Raw genomic sequence first — 22622 nt, forward strand, 5'->3', positions numbered from 1 at the left:
CGGTCAGTTGGCGGGGAACGGCAGCAGCGGCGCGCCCTGCAGCTCGTTCACCGCGGCGCGGGCGGCGGCGCGCGGGGTGGGCACCGGGTCGTAGTGGCTGACGACGCTGATCCAGCTGCCGTCGGCGTTCTGCATCACGTGCAGCTGCACCCCGTCCACGAACACCGCGTATCCGCCGCCGTGTTCGTGGTGGTGACCGCCTCCGGCCGACGGGCGGCCCTGTATTCGACGGCCCTTGTAGACCTCGTCGAAGTCGAAGGTCTCCGGCATCGCCGTGTGGTCGTGGCCGGCGGCCGAGGTGCCGCCGGCCGAGGTGCCGGCGGCGGCCAGGGCGTGCGGGGCGGCGACGGCGGCGGCCGAGGCCGTCGCGGCGAGCGCGGCCGCCGCGGTGAGTGCGCGGCGCCGGGTGATGTCGGGCATGCGGGTCCTCCTGGAGGGTGTTCCGGTGGTGACGACGCATGCCTATCCGGGGGTCCGGGAACGCGGGAAATTCCTTCGAACCGGTTGGCCGTGATCCGGACAATTAACCACATGTCATACAGTGTTGAATCAAGATGATCTTGTTGCGGCGTCGGGCCGGTCCGACCCGGAAGGGGCAATTCCTTGCCGTACCGCCCCCGTTTCCGGTGATCTTTCTCCTGACCCACCCGTCCGAGTGGCGCGGCTCACCACGGCAAACTGGCGCGATCGGGCGGTCCCGCACCCTGCTACCCTGCGAGGTCGAACGATCACTTCGGGTGACTGTAGGGGCGTGTGCGGTGAAGGTCGTCTGTGTCGGTGGAGGGCCCGCGGGCCTGTATCTCGCCATCCTGCTGAAGCGGCAGGACCCCTCCCACGACATCACCGTCCACGAACGCAACCCGCGGGGATCGACCTACGGCTGGGGCGTGACGTACTGGCGCGGCCTCCTCGACAGGCTCCAGCAGCACGACCCCGAGTCGGCCCGGGCGATCGAGGAGCACTCGGTGTGCTGGAGCGAGGGTGTCGCGCACGTCGGCGACCTGGCGACCCGCCGGCACAGTGACGAGGGCTTCGGTATCGGACGCCACCGGCTGCTCGGCCTGCTCGCCGACCGCGCCGGCGATCTCGGCGTCCGCCTGGAGTACGAGAGCGAGATCACCGAACCGCCGGCCGGCGCGGACCTCGTCGTCGCGGCCGACGGCGTGCACAGCACCCTGCGCGGCCGGTACGACGAGCGGTTCGGCACCCGGATCACCACCGGCCGCAACCGCTACGTCTGGCTCGGCACGACCAAGGTCTTCGACGCCTTCACCTTCGCCTTCACCGAGACCGGGCACGGCTGGATCTGGGCCTACGGCTACGGGTACGGCGACGGACACAGCACGTGCGTCGTCGAGTGCTCCCCGGAGACCTTCACCGGCCTCGGGCTGGACCGGGCGGACGAGGGCGAGGGGCTCGCCCTGCTGGAGAAGCTCTTCGCCGGCATCCTCGACGGCCACCCCCTCATCGCCCGCGGCGCGGCCGGCTGGCTGAACTTCCGCACTCTCACCAACCGCGCCTGGCACCACGGCAACCTGGTCCTGCTCGGCGACGCGGCCCACACCACCCACTACTCCATCGGCGCCGGCACCACCCTCGCCCTGGAGGACGCCATGTGCCTCGCCGGCACCCTGCGCGAGCACCCCGGCGGCACGGCCGACGCCCTCGCCGCCTACCAGCGCCGGCGCCAGGCCGAGCTGCTGTCCGTGCAGAGCGCCGCCCGCTACAGCGCCCGGTGGTACGAGAACCTGCCCCGCTACATCCACCTCCCCCCGCACCGGATGTTCGCGCTGCTCGGCCAGCGCCACTCGCCGCTGCTGCCGTACGTCCCGCCGCAGCTGTACTACGGCCTCGACAAGGCGGCCGGGCAGCTGGAGGTGCTGCGCAGGCTCAAGCGCTGGCTCGGGCCGCGGGCGGCCCGGGCCCTGCACGCCCGGTCGGCCGCCCGCCGGGACTGACCTGCTCGCCCGACCCGGCGCGGCCGGGCGCCGGATGCGGACGCGTTGGTGAATGACCATTCACCCGATAGGGTGAATTCCTATTCACCTCGCAGCCGCGCCGTCCGCAGGAGCGCCGATGGACCCCGCAAGCCCGATACCCCGGCCGCCCGGCACCCCGGCCCCCACGCCTCCGCTGCGGGACCGGCTCACCATCCCGGTGCTGGCGTCGGGCGGCATCCTCATGGCGGTCATGCAGACCGTGGTCGTCCCGCTCCTGCCGGACCTGCCCCGGCTCACCGGCGCCTCCGCCGCAACCGTCTCGTGGATGGTCACCGCGACCCTGCTCTCCGGCGCCGTCCTCACCCCCGTGCTCGGCCGGGCCGGCGACATGTACGGCAAACGCCGGGTCCTCACGGCGTCGCTCGCCCTCATGACCCTCGGGTCGGTGATGTGCGCCCTGTCCTCCGACATCCGCGTGCTCATCGCCGCCCGTGCGCTGCAGGGCGCCGCCGCCTCCGTCGTCCCGCTGTCCATCAGCATCCTGCGCGACGAACTCCCCCCGGAACGCCGGGGATCGGCCGTGGCGCTGATGAGTTCCACCGTCGGCATCGGGGCCGCCCTCGGCCTGCCCCTCGCCGCACTGGTCGTGCAGTACGCCGACTGGCACACCATGTTCTGGCTGACCGGTGCCCTGGGCGCGCTCGGTGTGACGGCCACCTGGTGGGCCGTCAAGGAGTCCCCGGTGCGGGAGCCCGGCCGCTTCGACGTCCTCGGCGCGCTGGGCCTGGCCGCCGGACTCGTCTGCCTGCTGCTGGGCGTCTCCCAGGGCGGTACCTGGGGCTGGGGCAGCGGGCGGGTCCTCGGGCTGTTCGCCGCGGCCGCGGTGGTCCTCGCCCTGTGGTGGTGGCAGCAGCTGCGCGTCGAACGGCCGCTCGTCGACCTGCGCCTGGTCACCCGGCCGCGGGTCGGGCTGTCCCACGTGGCCGCCCTGCTCACCGGGTTCGCCTTCTACGCCAACACCCTGGTCACCGCCCAGCTGGTGCAGGCCCCCGAGGCCACCGGCTACGGACTCGGCCTGTCCATCGTCGCCACCGGAATGTGCCTGCTGCCCGGCGGCGTCACCATGCTGCTGTTCTCCCCGCTGTCGGCCCGTATCTCCGCCGCCCGCGGGCCGCGGATCACCCTCGCCGTCGGCGCCGCCGTCATCGCCTGCGGCTACGCCCTGCGCATCGCCGACAGCCGCGACCTGTGGATGATCATCCTGGGCGCCACCGTCGTCGCCACCGGCACCACCCTCGCCTACTCGGCGCTGCCGACGCTGATCCTGCGCGCCGTCCCGGCCGGGCAGACCGCCTCCGCCAACGGCGTCAACGTCCTCATGCGCACCATCGGCCAGGCCGTCTCCAGCGCTGCCGTGGCCGTCGTCCTGGTCCACCACAGCAGCCCCGTGGCCGGGGTTCCCATACCCACCCTGCACGGTTATCTGCTCGCCTTCGCGATGGCGGGGGCCGTCGCGCTCGCGGCCTGTGCGGCGGCGCTGTCCATCCCCGGCGACGCCCCCTCCGGCGGCACCCGGCGCGCCCGGGGCGCCGGCCGGGGCGCCCGCGACGAGGCCATGGAGGGGGCCTGAGCAACGTGAGCACCGCACCCCGCACCCCTCGATCCGCGGCCACCCCCGCGCCGCCGGCGTCCGGAGCGGCCACCCCCGCGCCGCCGGCGTCCGGAGCGGCCACCCCCGCGCCCCTCGCCTCTCCGCCGCCCACCCCCACGCCGCCCGTCTCCGCGGCGCACGCCCCCGCACGCCGTGACGCCGAGGCCACCAAGGCCGTCATCCTCAAGGCGGCCCGCCACCTCCTGGCCCGGCACGCACACGCCGACATCACCCTCAAGGCGGTCGCCGAACGGGCCGGCGTCAGCCCGCCGTTGGTCCTCAAGTACTTCGGCAGCAAGGACGCCCTGTTCGCCCGTGTGATGTCCTTCGACACGGACGCGGACGCCCTGCTGGACGCCCCGCCGGCCGCACTCGGCCGGCACATGGTCCGCTACGTCCTGTCCAGCCAGCGCGGGCAGGGCGCCGATCCGCTGCTGCGCATCGCCTTCGCGCCGCTGCACGGCGACCACGGCGACATCCTGCGCGCCAACTTCCGCGCCCAGGTGACCGAACGGCTCGCCGACCGGCTGACCGGCCCCGACGCGGGACTGCGCGCCGAACTCGCCGTCGCCGCCCTCGTCGGTCTCGGCGTCATGTACGGCATCGCGCGTGGCCCGCACCTGCGGGAGACGGACATCGACGTCATCGCCGACCGCTACGGGCCCCTCGTGCAGGCGCAGTTGACGCCCGTCGGCTGAGTCACCCGCCGGTGGCCGGGTCCGGCCCGCTCGGGAGGCGGTCGAGGAAGCCGTTCGTGGACACCCGGTGCGGGTCCAGCCGGTTCAGGGTCGCCACGGCCTCCTCCCACACGCCCGCCTCGAACGAGCCGGGCACGGCGGCCGGCAGCACCTCCGGATCGCTCCAGGCCGCGTCCTCCGTGCACGCCCAGCCCTTGGACCACCTCCACACGGGCCAGGCCGCACCCGCAGCCGTAGGTGCCCATAAGGAACCGCTCCAGGGGGGGGTGGAAAAGCATCGGTCGCGCACCGGAGCGGTCCGCTCCGCGGAACGCGCGCCGAATGACACACTGACCGCCATGGACGAACGCGTGATGGGCAGATCGGGCCAGTGGGCGTCGGTGGTCGGCCTCGGCACCTGGCAGCTGGGCGCCGACTGGGGCGAGGTCGACGACAAGGAGGCCCTCTCCGTCCTGGAGGCGGCCGCCGAATCGGGTGTCACCTTCTTCGACACCGCCGACGTGTACGGCGACGGGCGCAGCGAGGAGACCATCGCCGCGCTCCTGCGCGGCCGGCCCGACCTGCATGTGCTGGTGGCCACCAAGATGGGCCGCCGGGTCGAGCAGCTCCCGGAGAACTACGTCCTGGACAACTTCCGCGCCTGGAACGACCGCTCGCGCCGCAACCTCGGCGTCGACCGCGTCGACCTCGTGCAGCTGCACTGCCCGCCCACCCCCGTGTACTCCTCGGACGAGGTGTTCGACGCCCTGGACACCCTCGTGGAGGAGGAGCGCGTCGCGGCGTACGGGGTGAGCGTGGAGACCTGTGCGCAGGCGCTGACCGCGATCGCCCGGCCGAACGTGGCGAGCGTCCAGATCATCCTCAACCCGTTCCGGATGAAGCCCCTGCGCGAGGTGCTGCCCGCCGCCCGCGAGGCCGGAGTCGGCATCATCGCGCGGGTGCCGCTCGCCTCCGGCCTGCTGTCCGGGAAATACGACCGGGACACGGTGTTCGCGGCGGACGACCACCGGACCTTCAACCGGCACGGTGAGGCCTTCGACCAGGGCGAGACCTTCTCCGGCGTCGACTACGAGACCGGTGTCGAGGCGGCCGCCGAGTTCGCCGCACTCGCTCCCGACGACTGCACAGCGGCCCAGCTGGCGCTGCGCTGGATCATCGAGCAGGACGGGGTGACCACGGTGATCCCCGGCGCACGCAACACGCGGCAGGCACGCGCGAACGCGGCCGCGGGCAAGCTGCCCCCGCTGCCGGCGGAGACCTCCGCCGCGATCCGGGAACTGTACGACCGCCGGATCAAGGCCCACGTCGAGCACCGCTGGTAGGCGCCGCACGGACGCGCGCCGTTTGAACGGACGACGTGACGGTTACACGCAACCGCATGACGGAGGAAGGCCGGTACAGAGGGCGCAACGAGACCGAGGATGAGCGGGCCGACCGGATGTGGGGTGAACTCATCCAGGAGGTCCGCGTCGCCCAGACGGGCGTGCAGATCCTGTTCGGCTTCCTGCTGACGGTGGTCTTCCAGCCCAAGTACGCCCAGCTCGCCACCGTCGACCAGGTCATCTACATCGTGACCGTCGTCCTCGGCGCCTGCGCCACCGGCGCCCTGATCGGTCCCGTGTCCCTGCACCGGCTGGTCGCCGGCCGCCGGGTCAAGCCGCAGGCGGTCAAGCTGGCGTCGCGGCTGACGTTCGTCGGACTGGTCCTGCTGCTCGTCACGATGACGTCCGCCCTGCTGCTGATCCTCCGGGTGGCCACGCACGACGGCTATGTGCCCTACCTGGTGGCCGGCGTCGTCGCCTGGTACCTCTTCTGCTGGTACGGCCTGCCCCTGTGGGCCCGCCGCAGGCACTCGGCCCGGTCGGACGACTCGGCCGGATGACGTCACCGGCCGTCACGGGCCGGGGTGTTGCCCTCCAGCGCCCGTAGCTGCCGTCGTGGACCCGGCCGAGCAGCAGCACGGAGAGTACGGCCCCGATCAGGGCGCAGAACATGTCCCACTGGGTGTCCCACACATCGCCCTGAGTGGCGAGGAACGCGTCCGCGCCGTGCCCGCCGATCTCGGCCGCCAGCCACTCCAGCAGCTCGAAGCAGGCGCTGAAGGCCAGACAGGCGCAGACGGTGAGCGGCGCCAGCCAGCGGCTGCCGCGCAACGGCGAGGTACGGCTGAGCAGTTCGCGGACCAGGACGGCCGGCACGAAGCCCTGCACGAGGTGCCCGAAGCGGTCGTAGGGATTGCGGTCGAGGCCGAAGGCGTCCCGCACCCAGTCGCCCGCCGGGACCTGCGCGTAGGTGTAGTGGCCGCCCACCGCCAGGACCAGCGCGTGCACGGCCAGCAGCCCGCACAGCAGGCCCGTCAGCGGGAAGCGCCGCCACAGCAGCACCACCAGGGGCAGGCCCGCCAGCACCCAGCACGTCTCCAGGAACCAGGTCGTGCGGTCCCGGGCGCCCCAGGCGGACAGCGTGAGTCCGAGGGCGACGACCCCGGCGAACACGGCGGGCGGCACGCGGCGAGTCGCGGCATGCGGGGCGGAGTGCACTGCGGTCACGGCGGGGCTCCTTGCCTCGGGGCGTCGTGGGAGCCTCATCGTGGCGCCGGGCCGGGCGGGCTTGCATGAGTACGGCTACTCAGCGCCGGAGAGGATTTCCGCGAGGAACTCGTCGACCGGGACGCTCTCCCGTCCCGGTGCGATGACCTGATAGGTGTCCCGGAGGAACGCCGCGACCGCGGGCGCCCAGGCGAACACCACCGCGTGATGCCGGCTGCCGTCGGACCGGTGCTCGCCGAAGAACTCCAGGCGCAGTTCGTGCAGCATCCCGGTGCCGGTCGGCCGCACCCGGACGTCGCCGACGCCGACCGGCCTGGTCAGGCCGTCGGAGAGCATCTGCCGGTCCAGCCGCCAGCGGGCCAGCACATGGCCGTCGTGGCCGAAGACGGCGGTGACGGCGAACGGGTCCGCGGCGTCGTAGCTGAGATGGGCGAGCACGGGACACCGTTCGGTGCTTCCCGCGCGAAGCTCTACCACCAGCGTCTTGTGCACGAACGAGTTCACGCGAGGGCCTCCGGGAGCAGTCGGCGTAGAGCCCTCTAGTACCCCCGTCCTGCCCGCAATGCTCATCCGAGCGAATGATTCGCGTGGGCTCCCCGCGACGCGGCGGCAGGCACGCTCCGGCGCCCCTGCCGCCACCGTGGCCCGGACGGTGCGTCTCCCGAGGTCCGGACGGCACGTCTCGCGGGGTCCGGACGGCGCGTCTCCCGAGGTCCGGACGGCGCGTCTCCCGAGGTCCGGACGACACGTCTCGCGGGGTCCGGAGGGCGGTCCCCCGGGAGGGGAGGGGCCGTCAGCCGAACGCCTCCCGCAGCGCGGGCAGCAGGGTCTTCGCCGACCAGTCCAGGTACTCCGGCTGTGTCTCGCCGCCGATCTGCACGAGCGCGACCTCCCCGAACCCGGCCTCGGCATAGGGCCGCACCGCCTCCACGAAGGCGTCCGGATCGTCCCCGCAGGGGATGGAGGCGGCGACGTCGTCCTCGGTCACGAACTGCGTCGCGGCCTCGAAGGAGTCCGGGTGCGGCAGTTCGGCGTTCACCTTCCAGCCGAGCCCGAACCAGCGGAACTGGGAGTGGGCGCGCTTGATCGCGGTGTCCCGGTCGGGGTCGTAGCACACCGGCAGCTGGCCGACCCGCGGCTTACCCGTGCCGCCGTGGCGGTCGAAGGCCTCGAGCAGGCCCGCCTTGGGCTCGGTGGCGACGACGAGGTCGGCGAGATGACCGGCGAGCTTGCAGGACTGCTCGCCCGAGACGGCGATGCCGATCGGCGGGGCCTCGTCCGGCAGGTCCCACAGGCGCGCCGACTCCACGTCGTAGTGCTGGCCGTGGTGGGTGACGTGGCCGCCCTCGAACAGCCCGCGGATGATCTGCACCGCCTCTTCGAGCATCTCGTGCCGTACGTCCACGGGCGGCCAGCCGCCGCCCACGACGTGCTCGTTCAGGCTCTCGCCGGCTCCGAGGCCGAGCCGGAACCGGCCTTCCGACAGCAGCTGCATGGTGGCCGCCTTCTGCGCCACCACCGCCGGGTGATAGCGCAGGAGCGGGCACGTCACATAGGTCATCAGCGGAATCCGCGAGGTGGCCTGGGCGGCGGCGCCCAGCACGCTCCACGCGTACGGGGCGTGCCCCTGGGCGCGCAGCCACGGAAAGTAGTGGTCCGAGATCACCGAGAAGTCGAAGCCGGCCTCCTCGGCCTGCACCACGTGGTCCACCAGGTCCCGGGGCCCGGCCTGTTCGGTCATCATCGTGTATCCGATTTGCACCATAAGAAGCGAGTCCCCGGGTCGGCCGCAGGGAAACGGCCCCGTCCGAGGCTCATCGCTTCGGCTCCCGGAAGGTCTGCAGGAACGTCTTCAGCGCCAGCCGGTTGGCCGCGGAGTTCCAGGCCGCGGCCGGGGTGGTGAAGCGCAGGGAGAACCCGCGCCCGCCGCCCAGCAGGAATCCGCGCCCGAGGGTGCGCACCTTTGCGTCCCCGGCCCCCGACAGCCATTCGAGGTCGGCGGCCCGGTGGCCCTGGTAGGTGGTGGCCCGGATCTCGCCGATGCGCCGGTAGCCGGGCAGCTTGCGCAGCTCGGGCTCTACCTCGTCCCGCCAGACGGCGACCGGGTCCTGGCCGACGCGCTCGCTGTAGGTGACGGCGAGGGTGGGGGAGGCGCCGCTCGTGCCGAAGGTGACGCGGTAGGCCGGGCCGGTCGTGCGGGAGGTGGTCAGCCGCTTCCAGCCGGCGGGGAGCGCCACCGAGAAGCCCTCCGGGGCCGTCAGCCGCCGGTAGCCGGCCGGCAGGGCGGGGGTGGGGGCGGACGAGGGCGAGGACGAGGACGAGGGCGAGGCGGTCGGGGTGGGGGAGGCGGTGCGGGCCGGGCCCGCGGTGTCCGTGCCGGCGGTGCCGGTGGCCGGGGCGGTGACGCCCGGCGGCGCGCCGGCCGTGTCCGTGCCCGGCGGCTGGCGGGTCGCGGCGAGGACCGCGGCCGTGACGGTGACCGCGGCCAGCAAGGTCCCCGCGACCAGGGATCGCCGCCCCCGCCCGGGCGCGGGGAACCGGACGCCGCGGTACGCGCCGCGCCCCCGGACGACGGGGGCGGGCTCCCGGGCCGCGTCGGAGTCCTCGGCCAGCGCCCGGGTCAGTGCCTCGCGGGCCACCGGCCGGGTCAGCCGCTCGCCGGAGTCCTTGCGCAGCAGCCCCAGCACGATCCGGGTCAGCGGGCCCGCCCGCAGCGGGGTGCGCAGCGGCAGCCGGTCCACGGCCCTGAGGGTGGCGTCCGGCCGGCCGCGATCGCGGAACGGCGGGCGGCCCTCGACCATCGTGTAGAGCAGTGCGCCCAGTGCCCACAGATCGGTGCCCGGGCCGATGTGCTCGTCGCGGGCCTGCTCCGGCGAGGCGTACGACGGCGCCGTGAGCCGCGGGACGCGGGTCGACCCGGCGAGCCCGAATCCGGTGACGACGACGGGGCCGTCCTCCCGCACGAAGAGCTGGGCGGGGCTCAGTTCGCCATGGGTGATGCCCTCGTCGTGCGCGGCCTCGAGCACCTCGAGCACGTCCAGGCCGATCCGCGCGGCCCGGGCCGCGTCGAACGAGCCCTCACGATCGAGGAGTTCGCTCAGGCACGAGCCGTCGATCCACTCGGTGACCGTCCACAGGTCGCCGCCCTCCACCACGGCGTCGACGACCGCGGCGACCCGTCCGGGGCACAGCAGCCGCATGCTCTCGGACGTCCGGACGATCCGCGCGGTGATCCGGCTCGCGGTGTCGGTGCCGTCGGCGGAGGGCTCCGGAAGGGCCGACTGCGCCACCAGCCGGGGCCGCGCCACCGGCACGTCCTCGGCGTACCACCACAGGCGGTTCGTCTCACGGCTGAATACCTCAAGGAGCCGGTACCGCCCGGCGACCAACGCGTGTGCGGAGACGTGCGCCATGCCCATCGTCATACCTCGCTGCAACCCCCGGTCGGTGTTTCCCAGAGGTACGCGGGGCGCGCGGGGATGTGTTCAAAGGATCCGCGACCCAGGTCCCGGTTCCGCCTTCCATTCAATCGTCCACTTCGTGCTCCGGGTTTGGGATGGCCGCCCCCAGCGGCTCTTCGACCTGTGGGTAACCGAGGGTAAACAAGGGCTGGTGCCGCCGGGTCAGAGCAGCGAGAAACCGTCGGCCCAGCGGATGAGCTCGCCGGGTGCCGTGTTGCCCCCGCACACCACGAGCCCGATGCGGGCGCCTTCACCGACGCGCGCTATCACCTGCCGGGCCGCGGGCAGCAGGCAGCCCGCGGCCGGCTCCGCCCACACCTTGGCGTGGTCGGCGAGTTCCAGGCAGCCCCGCACGGCGTCCCGGTCCGTCACCACCAGGACCTCCTCGACGAGGGCGGACACATGGTCGTACGTCAGCCGGGTCACCGCGGGCGGGCTGAGCGTGGTGACCAGTGACGACAGCGGCACCGGTACCGGACCGCCCGCCGCCAGCGCAGCGGACATGGACTCGGCGCCCTCGGTCTCCACACCCCACACCCGCACCCCCGGACGCCGGGCACGCAGGGCCGCCGCGACCCCGGCGATCAGCCCACCGCCACCGATGCTGACGACGACGTCCGTCAGCTCACCGGCGTCCTCGGCCAGTTCCAGCCCGACCGTGCCCTGCCCGGCGATCACGACCGGGTCGTCGAAGGGGTGGACCAGGGTCAGTCCCTCGTCGCGCAGCCGCGTGACGAGTGCGAACGCGCTGTCCATGCCGTCGGTCAGCCGCACCGAGGCGCCCGCCTCCGCCGCGATCTCGATGGAACGGGCGGGCGCGGTCCGCGGCATGACCACGGTCGCCTTCACGTCCAGGGCGGTCGCCATCACCGCGAGGGCGATGCCGTGGTTGCCGCCGCTGACCGCGACCACACCCGCCGCCCGCTCCTCCTCGCTCAGCGACAGCAGCTTGGCCGTGGCCCCGCGGGCCTTGAACGAGCCGGTGCGCTGGAGCAGTTCGAGCTTGGCGGTGACGGGGGCGCCGAGCAGCGCGGTCAGGCCGGGGCTCGGCACGGTCGGTGTCCGTACGACGTGTCCGGCGATCAGCCGGGCGGTGGCTTCGATGTCCGAGATGCCGATCAAGGTGCGTCACCCTTCCGGCGCGGGGTGGGAACCGCGCTCCACGCACCTTGACCTGCTGGGACGGCAGAGGTCAACGCCGTATCGCAGTACGGCTGCGGGCACGGCTACAGCACGCGGTGCATCAGGTGGTCCAGGAGCAGGTGCAGCTCCTCGCCGGCCCGGCCGGCCAGGGGGACGTCCGCGAGCAGCGCCCGTGCGGCAGCCGTCTGGGCCCGCGCCTCGCCTACCGCCGCCGCACGGCCACCCGCCTCGTCGACCAGCGCGGCCACTTCGGCGGCCCACCCCGGCGACCCGAAAACGGTCGACTCCGTGGTCCGTGCGGGCGAGTGGGGGGCGGCGGTTTCGGTGGCCCGGCCCGGGGAGCCGAGCAGGGCGTGGAGCCGTCGGGCCGCCGGGGCCGGGGAGTCGAGGGCGGCCAGCACCGGGAACGTCTTCTTGCCCTCCCGGAGATCACCGCCCACGGGCTTGCCGGTGACGGCGGGGTCGCCCCACATTCCCAGCACGTCGTCGACGAGCTGGAAGGCCACGCCGAGACGGCGCCCCGCCCGGTCTAGCGCGGTGACGGTGGCTTCGGACGCACCACCGAGCGCCGCACCCAGCGCGGCTGCGCAGCCCAGCAGTGCGCCGGTCTTGCCCTCCGCCATCCGCCGGTACTCCCGCGGCGACACCCGCTCGGGCCCGGTGCACGGCCGGGCGGCGAACAGCAGGTCGTCGGCCTGGCCGCGGACCAGATCGGCGAGCGCGGCCGAGAGCAGCCGTACCGCGCCGGGCCCCCGCGGCGCGGTCGCGAGGCTGTCCACCGCCAGCGCGAACAGGGCGTCACCGGCGAGCACGGCGGGGCCGGTGCCGTACGCCTTCCACACGGCGGGGCGCTGCCGCCGGGTGGCGTCGCCGTCCATGATGTCGTCGTGCAGCAGCGAGAAGGCGTGCACCAGTTCGACCGCTACCGCGGCCGGGATGCCGGCCGTCGCGTCCGCGCCGGCCGCCTCGGCGCCGAGCACCGCCAGCGCCTGCCGTACACCCTTGCCGCCCGGGGCCGTGGCGGGTGCCCCGCCGACCTCGCACCAGCCGAAGGAGTACCCGGCCATCTCGGCGACCCAGGGGTGCGTCCGGCCGACCGCCTCCGTCAGCGCCGGCCGCACCAGCTCCCGGCAGCGGGCGAGGTTCTCGGCGGGGCTCAGCGGCGCCCGGACCACCGTGTGCAGCGCGCTCACCGTACGCCCCCGGCATGCCGCACGACCTGCACGTCCCGCCCGGCCTCCGGGTGTCGCGAGGCCTCCGTGTCCCGGCCGGTCCCGGGGTGCCGCGGGGTCTGCACGTCCCGCCCGGCCTCCGGGTGCCGCGAGGCCTCCGTGTCCCGGCCGGTCCCGGGGTGCCGCGGGGTCTGCACGTCCGGCCCGGCCTCCGGGTGTCGCGAGGCCTCCGTGTCCCGGCCCGTGTGCACGTCTCCGGCGGTCTCCGTGTGTCGCGCGATCCGTGTGTCCCGCGTCCCCACGGCCCCCGCCTCCCGTGCGGCCTCCGGGCCGGCGCCGAACTCGATCTGGGCCCGGGTCACCATCTCCCGGGCGTGCTTCAGGCCGCTGCGGTCCAGCGTCTCCGCCAGCTCGGCGAGTTCCGCCGCCGTCTCGGCACGGTCCCGGCCGAGGTGGGCCAGCGACTTGGCCAGACCCAGCCGGGCCAGCGCCTCGCCTCGCGGCTCGCTCATCGCGCGGAACTCCTCGAGCGCCAGCTCGTACAGGGCTCTGGCCTCGGCGTGACGCCCGGCCCGGTAGAGGACGTTGCCGCGCATCTTGTGGTTGTAGGCGAGCGCGCTGGAGAGGTTCATGGCACGGCAGCCGGCCTCCGCCTCGGAGAGCAGCTCCAGCGCCCGCCCGGTGTCACCGTCGCGCACCGAGAGGACGTCGGCGAGTCCGCGCAGCGCCCACGCGTGTCCCCGCCGGTCGTCGGCCTGCCCCGCTATCTGCGCGGCCTCCTCGAACAGGGCGTAGGCCCGGTCGTAGTCACCGGTGTTGCGGTGCATCTGCGCGATGCCTTCCAGGGCCCACACGGTATGCCGGGCCTCTCCTCGCTTGCGGGCCTCGGCCAGCAACTGCTCGTGCAGCCGGCCGACCGCCTCGTAGTCGCCCTGGATACGGCCGGTCTCCGCGAGTCCGGCCAGCGAGTACCCGCGGACCACGACGTCCCCGCCCAGTTCACCCAGCTCGGCCGCGAGCTTCAGCAGCCGCCAGGCCAGGGGGAACGCCCCGCGCTGCCGGGCCAGGGTGCCGCCGCTCCACAGGGCCCAGGCCATGGCGGCCGTGTCCCCGGCGGTGCGGGCGGCGCGGTAACTCGCCTTCCAGGACAGGTCCGCTTCCCGTATCCGGCCGAGCCGCCGTTGGGCCTCGGCCACGGCGAGCCCGCAGCGCGCAGCCTCGGCGGACCGTCCGGCCCGCTCGGCCTCACGCAACCGCTCGGTGCCCTCGGCCAGCACGTCCACCAGTGAGGAGTTCACGGACAGGGTGGTCAGGGAGCCCTGGTACTCAGGGGCGAAAGCCTTGCCGTACATGCGTACCCTTCTATACACGGAGTGTATACATACCGTGTATAGCGTCTCGGAAATGTGCCCCGGCCCTCAGGGCCGGGGCTTCGGTCTGTTGCCGATCAAGACGCCGGTCCGGCGGGGCGGGTTGCCCGCGCGGACGGGATCACATGTGAAGGTTCAGTGCTGCTGCGCCTTCTGCGGTGTCAGCTCGCTCGGCCGCACCACGACATGGCCCTCGCCCTGGAGCATCAGCTGCACGGCCTCACCGGAACCGCCGCGCAGCATCGAGCCGATGGACTGCGAGCGGTGCAGCGAGGTCTGCAGATGTGCGGTCCAGCCGACCACCGCGTCCGTGTCGACGTACACCGGGAACTGCGCCGAGACCGGGATCACCAGCGGATTGCCCTCGCAGACCAGACCGAGCCGGCCCTGCCCGCTGAAGACGCTGTTGAACAGGCCGCCACCGGCGATGCCCGAGCCCTTCACCGTCTTGATCTCGTAGGACAGCGAGGCGTCGAAACACAGCACGTTGCGGCCGTTGACGGTGAACTGGTCACCGTGCTCGACCTCGACGATGAAACAGTTCTGTGCCTCGTGCGCGAACCAGGCCTCGCCCTGCCCGCTCACCGTCATGAGAGGCAGCCCCTCACCGGTGACGGCGCGCTTGAGCATGCCGCCGACGCCCTGCCCCTTGCGCTCGAACTTCAGGCCGCCGCGGTAGGCGATCATCGCGCCCTGGCGGGCGTACATCTCGCCGTTCACCGCGTATTTGACGCACTTGGCGTTCTCGATGGACATTCCCGGCTCCACGGCCGGCTGCACCACATGCTGACTGGAAAACAGATCACCCTTCATGCGGGCATGGTGTCCCGGACGATGCCGTTCCGCCAAGATCACTGTGCGGGGCGGTCCCCGTCGAGCGGCGCCTTGGCGGCCTTTCCGCAGAAGGCCGGCTCCAGGGCGCCCGCCAACGTGTCGAGCACCTTGCCGTTGTTGGAGGTGTTGACCACGGCGGTGAGCGCGCGCCCGCCGTCCTTCGTCGCGAAGGCGTAGGTGTAGTAGCCCTGCACCGCGCCGGTGTGGCCGTACACCGAGATCCCGCAGGACAGGTCGCGGCGGCGCAGGCCGAGTCCGTAGGCGGTCGTGTCGCCGACCCGCTGGAAGCGCTCCATGTCGGCGAGCCGCGCAGCGGACAGCAGCTTCCCGCGGAGCAGCGCGGAGTAGAAGGTGTTCAGGTCCTTGGCGCTGGAGATGATGGCCCCCGCGCTCTGCGCCCAGGAGACCGTCTGGGCGGTGGCGTCGACCAGTTCGGCGCCCGCCGTGTCCGGAGTGAGGTAGCCGCGGGCGTACCGGCCCGGGATCGCCGTCTCCGGGTGGACGTAGAACGTGTCGCGCAGGTCGAGTGGCTTGAAGATGCGGTTCTCGTAGGCGGTGCGCACGGGCTGTCCCGTGAGCTTCTCGATGAGCAGGCCGGCGACGACGAAGTTGGTGTTGGAGTAGGAGTAGGCGGCGCCCGGTGCGTTGGTGCGGGGCTTCCGCAAGGAGAGCGCGATCAGCTGCCGGTAGGTGAAGACCTTCTCCCGCACCGCCTCGAAGCCGGGGACACTGTGGGCGAACATGTCCTCGGTGTAGTCGTACAGACCGCTGCGGTGGCCCAGCACATGGCGGACCGTGATCCGGTCGTCGGGCAGCAGCCCCGGCAGGTAACGGTTGACCGGAGCGTCTAGCGAGAGCCGGCCCTCGTCGGCGAGCTGCAGCAGGATGACGGCCGAGAAGGTCTTGGTGACACTGCCGATGCGGAACCGGTCGTCCGTCGCGATGGGCCGCCGGCCGGCCCGGTCGGCGACGCCGTGCGTGAGCGGATACGTCCTGCCGTGGTTGTCGATCCGGGCCAGCGCGCCCGGCGCCCCCCGGTCCACGGCCGTGCGCAGCACCGTGGCCACGCCCGCGGTGTCGGGGGCCGCGAGCGCCGGCGCCACGCGGGTGTCCGGGCCCCCGTCGGCGGCTCGCGCCGGGACCGTGAGGAGCGACAGCGCGACCGCTCCCAGTACCGCGGTCCGGCCCACCATGGCTGATACCATCCGGCACCCTCTCCCATCCGTACTGTCCTGATGCGACAGCGGTCACATTCCGGCCTTGGAACCTAGGGGACGAGGACGTCGTCTCCACAGCCGACACACAGTGGGTCGACTCGCGATCACCCTGTGGCGCCCATTCGTAAAGGATTGCCATAGAAGTTCGCGAAATGGATCATTCCATCTTTACGCGGACATGACTGATCCGTAAGGGTGAACCCCGGGGGCCCTACCCGCCCCTGTGGCGCTGAACTGCGCTGCGTAGCAAGGCGGTTGGGGATCCCTGCTGCCTTCGAACGAAGGAACCCTGATCAGATTGCGTAGACCGCACATACGCTCCGTGGCGGTCGCCGTCGCGGTGACGACGGCTGCCACGGGCCTGGCCGGCACGGCCTTCGCGGGTCCCTCCACGACGGGTGCGGAGCGGTCCGCCGCGTCCGCCGTCACGAACGCCACGGCGGTGGTGGAGGCGGCGCGCACCGCGGCCTTCGCGCACGCCTCGGCGACCGGCGTCGCCAAGGGCGACGAACTGCAGCCCCAGGACGTCCTGATCGACCCCGAAGGCGCCCGGCACGTCCGCTTCGTCCGGACGCACGGCGGCCTCCCCGTGCTCGGCGGCGACCTCGTCGTCCACCTCGACCACAAGCTCGCCTACACGGGTGTGACCCGCGCGGCCGACCACGCCGTCGCGCCGGCCACCTCGCACGCCGCGCTGAGCGCGCGTCAGGCCGCCGCCAAGGCCGCCCAGGTCGCCAAGGGCGACGCGAGCGCCCCCCAGCTGGTCGTCGACGCGCGCGGCGGTGCCTCCGCCCTCGCCTACCAGGTGACCGTGCGCGGCCGGGCCGGCTCGCACACCGTCGTGGTCGACGCCGTCACCGGCAAGGTGCGCAGCAACACCCCGGACAGCGACGAGTTCCTGTCGCCCAAGCTGCTCGACACCCTGCGCGAGCGCGGCGAGACCATCGACCCGTCGACCGGCATCGGTTCCTCCGCCCCGGCCGCCGGACTGCTCGGCTCGGGCCTCTCGGGCGCCGCGCACTACCCCGCGTCCGCGAAGGGCACCGGCAAGACCCTCTTCGTGGGCAACGTCGGCCTCACCACCACCCAGACCTCTCGTGGCCACTACCAGCTCAAGGACCCGAGCCGGTACGGCACCGAGACGCGGGACGCCAAGGGCTCGTACACGGAGAAGTTCAGCGCCGGTACGAAGTTCACCAACACGTCCGACGTCTGGGGCAACGGCAAGACCACCAGCCGGGTCAGCGCCGCCGCCGACGCCCAGTACGGCATCACCAAGACGCTGGACTTCTACAAGAACACGTTCAAGCGCAAGGGCATCGCGGGCAACAGCAAGCCTGCGCAGGCGATGGTGCACTGGGGCAAGAAGGTCGCCAACGCCTTCTGGGACCCGACCTGCAACTGCATGCTGTACGGCGACGGCGACGGCCAGATGTTCAAGAAGCCGCTCGTGGTCCTCGACGTCACCGGTCACGAGCTGACCCACGGCGTGGTGGAGGCGACCGCGAACCTGCAGCCGACCATCGTCGACTCCCAGGGCAACCAGTACGGCGAGCCCGGCTCGCTGAACGAGTCGCTCGCGGACATCCTCGGCTCGAACGTCGAGTTCTACGCCAAGAACGCGAAGGACCCCGCGGACTACCTCGTCGGTGAGAAGCTGGGCCTCGCGCAGAAGTTCCTGCGCCGCCTGGACCACCCGTCGCTGGACAAGCTCGAGCACACCATCGACTACTGGTCGCCGGAGGTGTACTTCACCGAGGTGCACGCCGGATCCGGGGTCTCCTCGCACGCCTACTACCTCCTCGCCGAGGGCAGCGGCAAGAAGAAGATCGGCGGCGTCAGCTACAACTCGCCGACCTACCACAACATCGCGGTGAAGGGCATCGGCCGGACCAAGGCCACCGCCATCTTCTACCGTGCGCTCACCCGCTACATGGTCTCCACGACCGACTTCCACCAGGCGCGCACCGCGACCCTGAAGGCGGCCAAGGACCTGTACGGCGCGAACAGCACCGAGTACAAGACGGTCGACAAGGCGTGGTCGGCGGTCAACGTCACCGCCGCCAACACGCCGCGCGCCCGTCACTGACGGACACCGGCACACCCCGGCACCACCGGATGCCCCGCCTCGCGCGGGGCATCCGCACGACCGGGCCCGGACGAGGTGCGGACCCGCGGCATCGGCGGGAGCATGGCCTCCGTGGGACACGCAGACAGGTCCCGCACGGTCCGCACGCGGACCGGCGGGTCCGTCACGATCCGGGACCTCGCCCGGTGAGCGGCCCGTTCGGACGCGGTCGCCGCGTCGCCGCAGCGCTGCTGACGGCCGTCTGCTGGCCGATCGGCCCCGCCCACGCGGCCGGCACCCCGACCGGACCGGCCGCCCGGACGGCCGACGTCCTGACCTGGGCGGCCGGCGCCGACCGGATGAGCGACGGCACCCCCGGCCGGGGCTACCGGCTCATCGTCCGCACCAGCGTGGGCGGGAGCGGGGTGCGGCTCCGCTTCACCAACGCCTTCGGCGACCGGCCGCTCACCCTGACCGGTGTCTACGCCGGCCTGCGGGACCGCGGCGCGGCGCTGCGGCCCGGCAGCAACCGGCGGCTGACCTTCCGCGGGGCACGCACGGTCAGCGTTCCGGCGGGTTCCGTCACCTGGAGCGACCCGGTGCCGGGCCGGCTGCCCGCCGGGAGCGACCTCGTCGTCAGCCTGCGCACCCCCGACGCGGCCGGCCCGGCATCCGGCCACCGGACGGCCATGCAGACCTCGTACATCGGCAGGGGCGAGCACACGGCCGGGGAGAGCGGCGCCGACTGGACGCGGACCACCGGCTCCTGGTGGTACCTGGACGCCGTCGCCGTGCGACCGGCCCGCCGGGACACGGGCGCCGTGGCGGCGCTCGGCGACTCCATCACCGACGGCTGGCAGTCCGGCACCGACCTGAACCGCCGCTGGACCGACTACCTCGCCCGGCGCCTCCGCACCGCCGGCACACCGGTCAAGGGCGTGGTCAACGAGGGCATCTCGGGCAACATGCTCCTCACGGACGGCGACGGGCAGAGCGCCCTGCACCGGCTGGACCGGGACGTCCTCGGTCAGCCCGGAGTGCGCACCGTGCTCCTCTTCGAGGGCGTGAACGACATCAAGGCGCACACCGGCGTCACGGCGGCCGACCTGATCGCCGGCTACCAGGACATCGCGCGGCGCACCCACGCGGCCGGCAAGTGCCTGGTCGTCGGCACCGTCGCCCCCTTCAAGGGCTGGTACGAATGGGACCCCGCCGCCGAAGCCGTACGCCGGGAGGTCAACCGGTTCCTGCGCGGCAGCGGGGACTTCGACGGCGTCACCGACTTCGACCACACGCTGCGCGACCCCCACGACCACGAGCGGATGTCGCCGCTCTTCGACCGCGGAGACCATCTGCACCCCGGGGACAAGGGCATGCGGGCCCTGGCCGGCACGGTCGACGTGGGCAGCCTCGACTGCACCCGCTGAAGCCGCGCCGGCCGCGTCACCCCGAGCCGGTCGGCTCCGGCGCCAGCAGACCCCGGCGGTAGGCGATCGCCACCGCCTCCGTACGGCTCGCGGCGCCCAGCTTCGCGAGGATGTTGGACACGTGCACGCTGGCCGTCTTGCCGGTGATGAACAGGTCCTCGCCGATCTTCCGGTTGCTGTGCCCCAGCGCGAGGAGCCGCAGCACGTCCCGCTCGCGTGCGGTCAGCGGCGTCACCCGGTCCGCGGCCGCGGCGGTCGCCGGACGCTCGCGCCCGGTCAGCGCGTCGATCCGCTCCAGCAGCGGCACCGCGCCCAGCCCGGCCGCCGTCTCGCGGGCCAGCAGCGCCTGCTCGTCCGCCTGCGCCCGGCACCCCACGGCCAGCAGCGCCCGCGCGTACCGCAGCCGGCAGCGCGCCTGCTCGTACACGTCGCCGTAACCGAACGCGTCGACCGCCTTCTCCCACGCCGCCGGGTCCGGCCCGGAGACGACCGTCGCCCACTCCGCCTCCGCGCGGGCCAGCCAGGCCCGACCCTCGGGTCCCTGAGCCCGGCCCTCGCCGTCCCGTCCGGCCGTGTCGCGCGCCAGCTCCACCAGCTCCCGCGCCGTCTCCGTCCAGCGGGCCGGGTCAGGACCGCCGGGTCCGCCGCCGCGGCCCGTCTCAGCGGCCCGGTCGGCGCAGGCGCCCAGGCACAGCGCGGCGAGCCGGACCGCGACCTCCGGCCGGCGGGTCGTGCCGGCCCCCAGCGCGGCGAGCGCCGCCCGCATCCGCTCGACGGCCTCCTCCGGGTCGCCCCGCCGCGCGGCGGCGTCCGTGAGGACCACCCCGGCGACGAGCGTGGCCATCCAGTCGAAGGGGCCCGTCAGCAGCGCGCGGGCCCGTGCCTCGGCGCCCTCGTCGCCGCGGGCCAGCGCCACGTACAGGGCGGGGCTCGTCGCGAAACCGCCGCTCGCGGCCGGCAGCGCGGCCGCCGCCTCCGCCGCGCCGCGCGCGCACTCGTCCCAGCGGCCCAGCGTGTACATCACCAGCAGTTGCAGATAGCGCATCTCCAGGGGATACGCGGAGGAGAGCAGGCCGGCCCGGCGCGCCCGGCCGAGCGCGTCGGTCAGCAGGGCCGGGCACTCCTCCAGGTCGCCGGCCTCGACGGCGCCGACGGCCAGATTGAACAGTGCCCGCATCTCCACGGGCCCGTTCCCCGCCAGCCGGGCCAGTTCCCCGGCCCGGCGCAGCCGCTCCCGGCCCTCCCGGGTGCTGCGCCCGCCGTCCTCGATGTTGGTGAGCGAGATCAGCAGATCGGCCTGGGCGGCGGGCATGTCCAGTTCCTCGGCCGCCCGCAGGGCCGCTTCGGCCGTGCGCGACGCGGCTTCCAGGTCACCGACCTGACGGGCCGTCGCGACATGCGTGGCCGCCGCCCACACCCACGTACGCGACGGCGGTTCGGCGGGGATCATCGCCAGTGCCTCGCTGCTGTAGCGGTACGCCGCCGTGAGGCTGTCCACGATCAGCAGGTTCCCGGCGAGCGTGTAGCGGACCCGGGCGGCCAGCTCGGAGTCGGTGTCCTGGTCGAGGCCCGCGAGTGCCATCCGGGTCAGGGAGACCGCGCGATGCAACTCCCCGGCGTGCGCGGCGGCCGCCGAGGCACGCAGGATCAGGGTCACCCGGTCCGGGCCGCCGCCCCCCGCGGCGGCCGGGCCGGCCGCCTGCACCGACGGCCACAGGTCCAGCGCGGTCTCCAGGTGCCGCAGTTCCTCGGCCGGGGCACCCAGTCGCCGGGCGTGGTCGGCGGCCTCCAGACAGGCGGCGAACGACTCGGGCAGGTCGTGGCTCTCGCGGTGGTGGTGCGCGCGCTCGGCGGCGGTCTCGGGGGCCCGGCCCCGGGCGGTGAGCAGCCTGGCGTACGTGCCGTGCAGCCGGGACCGCTCACCGGGCAACAGATCGGCGTAGACCGCCTCGCGCAGGAGCGCGTGCCGGAAGGCGTAGGTGCCGCCGGCCCCGGAGACGAGCAACTGCCGTTCGACGGCCTCCCGCAGCGACCGCTCCAGTTCGTCCTCGGGCAGCCCGGCCGCCTCGCACAGCAGGTCGTGCTCCACCCGGCGTCCGGCGACGGCGGCCGTCCGCAGCACCTGCTGGGCCGTCTCCGACACCTGCTCGACCCGGATGAGCAGCAGGTCGGCGAGTCCGCTGGGCACCCCGCCGGCGTCCGCGCCGGCCGCCGCGAGCAGCTCCTCCGCGTAGAACGCGTTGCCCTCCGCGCGGGCCACGATGCCGTGCACGACCGACTCGGGCAGCGCCCGCGCCCCGAGGGCCCGCACCAGGCGCGCGACCTCGGGATCGGGCAGCGGCCGCAGTTCCAGGCGCTCCACCGAGGGCAGCCGGACCAGTTCGGCGAGGAGCGGGCGCAGCGGATGGCGCCGGTGCAGATCGTCGGCGCGATAGGAGGCGAGGAGCGCGATCCGCCGGTCCGGGGCTCCGCCGCCCGGCCGGTGCAGGACGCCCCGGCTGAGCAGGAAGCGCAGCAGGTCCCGGGAGGACTGGTCGGCCCAGTGCAGGTCCTCCAGCACGAGCACGAGCGGTGCCACGGCGGCCAGGTCGGTCAGCAGCCCGGCGAGGTCCTCGAAGAGCCGGAGCCGCCCGTCGGGGTCCCGTGCCGTGTCCGTCCCCGCGCCGAGCAGCCGGTCCACCGCGGGATGCGTGCCCAGCACCGCCCCGAAGCGCTCCTCGCCGGCGAGTGCGCCGAGGATCTCGGTGAACGGCAGATACGGCAGCCCCACATCGCCCAGGTCCACACAGTGCCCGACGACCACGGTCGCCCCCGCCCGCGCCGCGCGCCCCACGACCTCGTCCAGCAGCCGTGTCTTGCCGACACCCGCGTCCCCGGCGATCAGCGCCGCCCGCGGCTCCCCGCCGCGGGCACGCTCCAGCAGACCCGTCAGCCGGGACAGCTCCTCGTCCCGGCCGATCAGCGGCGGTGTGGTGAAGGCGTTCTGCGACACGCCCCCATCCTGGCACGCGCCGCCGACAACGGACCTTGACCAGCGGTACGCCGACGGCGTACCCGGGTCGCCGGGGCCCGGTAGCCGGTGACCGCTGTCC

17 protein-coding genes and 2 pseudogenes are annotated in these 22622 nt (G+C 73.5%); 7 read left to right on the forward strand and 12 right to left on the reverse strand.

Features of this window, described 5'->3' with window-relative positions:
• Positions 1-3: 3 nt before the first annotated feature.
• Positions 4-420: a tyrosinase cofactor gene (locus tag ACGFT2_RS02840; protein WP_393272793.1), complete on the reverse strand. Its 417-nt coding sequence runs from the start codon at positions 418-420 to the stop codon at positions 4-6.
• Positions 421-758: 338 nt separating this feature from the next.
• Here ACGFT2_RS02840 and ACGFT2_RS02845 point away from each other — a divergent pair, with 338 nt between their 5' ends.
• The 3 genes from ACGFT2_RS02845 to ACGFT2_RS02855 all read left to right on the forward strand — a co-directional run bounded on the left by ACGFT2_RS02845 (position 759) and on the right by ACGFT2_RS02855 (position 4289).
• Entirely contained in the window at positions 759-1958 is a 1200-nt protein-coding gene (locus ACGFT2_RS02845; protein WP_393272919.1) for an FAD-dependent monooxygenase, read from the forward strand.
• 118 nt (positions 1959-2076) lie between these two features.
• The gene (locus ACGFT2_RS02850; protein ID WP_393272795.1) at positions 2077-3570 is read left to right on the forward strand and encodes an MFS transporter; all 1494 of its coding nucleotides are present in this window, start codon (positions 2077-2079) and stop codon (positions 3568-3570) included.
• Between the two features lie 5 nt (positions 3571-3575).
• Positions 3576-4289: a TetR family transcriptional regulator gene (locus ACGFT2_RS02855; RefSeq protein ID WP_393272797.1), complete on the forward strand. Its 714-nt coding sequence runs from the start codon at positions 3576-3578 to the stop codon at positions 4287-4289.
• Between the two features lies 1 nt (position 4290).
• Here ACGFT2_RS02855 and ACGFT2_RS02860 read toward each other — a convergent pair whose 3' ends face one another.
• Entirely contained in the window at positions 4291-4500 is a 210-nt protein-coding gene (locus ACGFT2_RS02860; RefSeq protein WP_393272799.1) for a cholesterol oxidase substrate-binding domain-containing protein, read from the reverse strand.
• Positions 4501-4627: 127 nt separating this feature from the next.
• On the opposite strand from ACGFT2_RS02860, the gene ACGFT2_RS02865 reads away from it, so the two are divergent.
• Together ACGFT2_RS02865 and ACGFT2_RS02870 are read left to right on the forward strand one after the other, a co-directional pair.
• A complete protein-coding gene (locus ACGFT2_RS02865; RefSeq protein WP_393272801.1) occupies positions 4628-5611 on the forward strand; it encodes an aldo/keto reductase in 984 nt (327 codons plus the stop codon).
• A gap of 56 nt (positions 5612-5667) precedes the next feature.
• Complete coding sequence (locus tag ACGFT2_RS02870; protein ID WP_393272803.1) at positions 5668-6171, forward strand: DUF6328 family protein; 504 nt, start codon at positions 5668-5670, stop codon at positions 6169-6171.
• 45 nt (positions 6172-6216) lie between these two features.
• Here ACGFT2_RS02870 and ACGFT2_RS02875 read toward each other — a convergent pair.
• The 9 genes and pseudogenes from ACGFT2_RS02875 to ACGFT2_RS02915 form a co-directional block, all read right to left on the reverse strand.
• Positions 6217-6877 (reverse strand): annotated as a pseudogene (locus ACGFT2_RS02875) (DUF2238 domain-containing protein); the annotation flags it as partial.
• A gap of 36 nt (positions 6878-6913) precedes the next feature.
• Complete coding sequence (locus ACGFT2_RS02880) at positions 6914-7342, reverse strand: SsgA family sporulation/cell division regulator (protein ID WP_393272805.1); 429 nt, start codon at positions 7340-7342, stop codon at positions 6914-6916.
• A 289-nt stretch (positions 7343-7631) separates the two neighbouring features.
• Positions 7632-8603, reverse strand: a complete 972-nt coding sequence (locus ACGFT2_RS02885) for an LLM class F420-dependent oxidoreductase (protein WP_393272807.1) — start codon at positions 8601-8603, stop codon at positions 7632-7634.
• Between the two features lie 49 nt (positions 8604-8652).
• On the reverse strand, positions 8653-10263 hold the full coding sequence (locus tag ACGFT2_RS02890; protein WP_393272809.1) for a serine/threonine protein kinase: 1611 nt from the start codon (positions 10261-10263) through the stop codon (positions 8653-8655).
• Positions 10264-10461: 198 nt separating this feature from the next.
• A complete protein-coding gene (locus tag ACGFT2_RS02895; protein ID WP_393272811.1) occupies positions 10462-11421 on the reverse strand; it encodes a threonine/serine dehydratase in 960 nt (319 codons plus the stop codon).
• A 104-nt stretch (positions 11422-11525) separates the two neighbouring features.
• The gene (locus tag ACGFT2_RS02900) at positions 11526-12635 is read right to left on the reverse strand and encodes a polyprenyl synthetase family protein (protein WP_393272813.1); all 1110 of its coding nucleotides are present in this window, start codon (positions 12633-12635) and stop codon (positions 11526-11528) included.
• Between the two features lie 293 nt (positions 12636-12928).
• Positions 12929-13966 (reverse strand): annotated as a pseudogene (locus ACGFT2_RS02905) (tetratricopeptide repeat protein); the annotation flags it as partial.
• A gap of 153 nt (positions 13967-14119) precedes the next feature.
• Positions 14120-14797, reverse strand: coding sequence for an AIM24 family protein (locus ACGFT2_RS02910; protein ID WP_393272815.1), 678 nt, complete (start codon positions 14795-14797; stop codon positions 14120-14122).
• A 38-nt stretch (positions 14798-14835) separates the two neighbouring features.
• A complete protein-coding gene (locus ACGFT2_RS02915) occupies positions 14836-16023 on the reverse strand; it encodes a serine hydrolase domain-containing protein (RefSeq protein WP_393272817.1) in 1188 nt (395 codons plus the stop codon).
• A gap of 334 nt (positions 16024-16357) precedes the next feature.
• On the opposite strand from ACGFT2_RS02915, the gene ACGFT2_RS02920 reads away from it, so the two are divergent.
• Together ACGFT2_RS02920 and ACGFT2_RS02925 are read left to right on the forward strand one after the other, a co-directional pair.
• Positions 16358-18124: a M4 family metallopeptidase gene (locus ACGFT2_RS02920; RefSeq protein ID WP_393272819.1), complete on the forward strand. Its 1767-nt coding sequence runs from the start codon at positions 16358-16360 to the stop codon at positions 18122-18124.
• 185 nt (positions 18125-18309) lie between these two features.
• Positions 18310-19530 carry an SGNH/GDSL hydrolase family protein gene (locus tag ACGFT2_RS02925; RefSeq protein ID WP_393272821.1) on the forward strand — a complete coding sequence of 407 codons (1221 nt, stop codon included), beginning with the start codon at positions 18310-18312 and terminating at the stop codon, positions 19528-19530.
• 16 nt (positions 19531-19546) lie between these two features.
• Here ACGFT2_RS02925 and ACGFT2_RS02930 read toward each other — a convergent pair whose 3' ends face one another.
• The gene (locus ACGFT2_RS02930) at positions 19547-22522 is read right to left on the reverse strand and encodes an AAA family ATPase (RefSeq protein ID WP_393272823.1); all 2976 of its coding nucleotides are present in this window, start codon (positions 22520-22522) and stop codon (positions 19547-19549) included.
• Positions 22523-22622: the final 100 nt, after the last annotated feature.

The organism is Streptomyces sp. NPDC048514 (assembly GCF_043199955.1).
In the GTDB taxonomy this organism is placed as follows: domain Bacteria; phylum Actinomycetota; class Actinomycetes; order Streptomycetales; family Streptomycetaceae; genus Streptomyces.